The 2,429-nt window shown below is 76.4% G+C and carries 1 pseudogene; it reads right to left on the minus strand.

What is annotated here, in order from left to right:
- Positions 1-2,429, minus strand: a pseudogene (locus BST27_RS32875) (PE family protein); the annotation flags it as partial.

The following is a 2,429-nucleotide window of genomic DNA, read 5'->3' on the forward strand; positions in this document are numbered from 1 at the left end:
CCAACGGTGTAGACAGCTACATCCCAACCGCCGGCGCCCAGGGCTTCGATGGCGGTGCCGTCGTTGCCGCGACCTGGGGCGCCGTTGCCGCCGTTGCCGCCGTTGCCGCCGGTGCCGCCGGTGCCGACGGTGCCGTTACTTCCGCCGTCGGTTCCCGCGCCGGCCGCCCCCGCGGTGCCGCCGGTGCCGCCGTCGCCACCGTTGGCACCATTACCGCCGTTGCTGCCGGTCTTGTTTCCGCCGTTGCCGCCGTTGCCGCCGTTGCCGCCGTTGCCGCCCTTGCCGCCGTTGCCGCCGTTGGCTCCGTTACCGTCGCCGGCGCCGCCGTTGCCGCCCTTACCGCCGGCGCCCCCCTGGCCGCCCGACGTTCCGGCCCCGGGGGAGGTGCCGTCGAAGCCATCCGCACCGCCGGCGCCGTTGCCGCCGTTGCCGCCGTTGCCGCCGTCGCCGCCGAAGCCGATGCTGCCGTTCGCGCCGCCGTCCCTTCCTACGCCGGCCGCTCCGGCCTTGCCGCCGTTGCCGCCGTTGCCACCGTCGGCGCCGTTGCCGCCGCTGTTGACGTTGTTGCCGCCGGTGCCGCCGTTGCCGCCTTGGCCGCCGGTGCCGCCTTGGCCGCCGTTGCCGCCGTGAGCGCCTTTGCCGTCGCCAGCACCGCCGAAGCCGCCCTGGCCGCCGGCACCGCCATCGAAGCCCTGGGCGCCGGCGGTTGGGATGTAGCTGTCTACACCGTTGGCGCCTTGGCCGCCCCGCCCGCCGGTGCCGCCGGTGCCGCCGGTGCCGCCGGTGCCGATCGTGCCCTGTGTGCCACCGTCGGTTCCGGACCCAGCCGCCCCGGCGGCACCTCCGGTACCGCCGATGCCGCCGGTTCCGCCGACTTGACCGGTAGCACCGTTGGCGCCGGTGCCGCCGGCGCCGCCCTGGCCACCGACCCCGCCGATGCCACCGTTACCGCCGCCGATTCCGGCGACCCCCTTGCCGCCGTCGCCGCCTTGGCCGCCTCGGCCTCCGTCGCCGCCCTTCTGACCGGACGCGGCCTGAGTTGGAGATCCGCTGCCTTGGCCGGACATGCCCTGCTGGCCTTGGCCACCGTTGCCGCCAGTTCCGCCCGTACCTCCGGTGCCGAGGGCGCCATCCGCGCCACCGTCGGTTCCGCGCCCACCTAGCCCGGGGTCGCCGCCAGTGCCGCCTTTGCCGCCCATGCCGCCGGTACCGGCCTGGGAAGTGGTGGCGACGCCGGTGTAGTCGCCACCGGTGCCGCCGGTACCGCCCTCGCCACCGATGCCGCCCTTGCCACCGTCACCGCCGCCGATCCCGTTGATGCCCCTTCCGCCAGCGCCGCCCTGGCCGCCCTGGCCGCCCTGGGCGCCCTGGCCGCCGGCGGTGGGGGGCTCTCCGCTGGTGCCTGCTGAGCCTTTGCCGCCTTGCCCGCCTTGTCCCCCTTGTCCGCCTTGCCCGCCGATGCCGTGCTTGCCACCCGCGCCGCCGGAGAGTCCGGCCTGGCCTCCGGCGCCCCCGGTTCCGCCCGTACCACCTATGACGGGGCCGGTGGTTGTTGTGGCATCGGCGCCGGGTGCACCCATGCCGCCGGTGCCGCCGTTGCCCCCGTTGCCGCCGTTACCTCCGGGACCGCCGCCCGATCCACCGGTCCCGCCGTTGCCGCCGGCATAGGCGTTGGTCCCCGTGGCGTCGCCGCCGCGTCCGCCGGTTCCTCCGTCTCCACCGAGTCCGGGCTGGCCCACTCTCCCGCCGAGACCCCCCGACAGCCCACCTGGGCCAGGCGCACCGCCGGTGCCGCCGGTTCCCCCGTTACCGCCGGGGCCGCCGGTAGGCACTCCAGAGCCCCCGTCCCCACCGGTGCCACCGGTGCCGCCGTTTCCACCTTTTCCCCCGTTTCCGGCGAGACCGCCGGGCAGTGCCGCCCCACCTTTACCGCCCTGGCCACCACTCCCGCCGGCGATGCCCTGGCCTCCACTGGCTCCGCTGCCTGGCTCGGCAGAGATGCCCTGGGTGCCGTTGCCCCCATTGCCACCGAGGCCCCCCGTACCGCCGGTGCCCGGGGCGCCCGCCGGACCGGCGGAGGTGAACAACCCGCCGGCGCTGCCGCCGGCGCCGCCCAGGCCGCCGATACCCCCAGTGCCCCCGGTTCCGCCGGCACCGGGGGTGATGCCGTCACCACCGTTTCCACCGGTCCCGCCGGTGCCGCCCTGGCCACCCGGTCCACCGGCCCCGGCCTGGCCGAACAGCTGCGGGGCTTGGCCTCCCGGGCCGCCGGGGCCGCCGGCGCCGCCGGTGAAGCCGGTGCCGCCCTGCGTGTTGGCGGGACCATTCGCACCGATCCCGCCTTGGCCACCTTGCCCGCCGGCCCGCAGCTGAATCTGTCCGACCTCGGCATCGGCAACATCTCTCTTAGTAGCCTCAGCCTCCCCCAA

Origin of the sequence: Mycobacterium intermedium, assembly GCF_002086275.1 — a bacterium.
Taxonomy (GTDB): domain Bacteria; phylum Actinomycetota; class Actinomycetes; order Mycobacteriales; family Mycobacteriaceae; genus Mycobacterium; species Mycobacterium intermedium.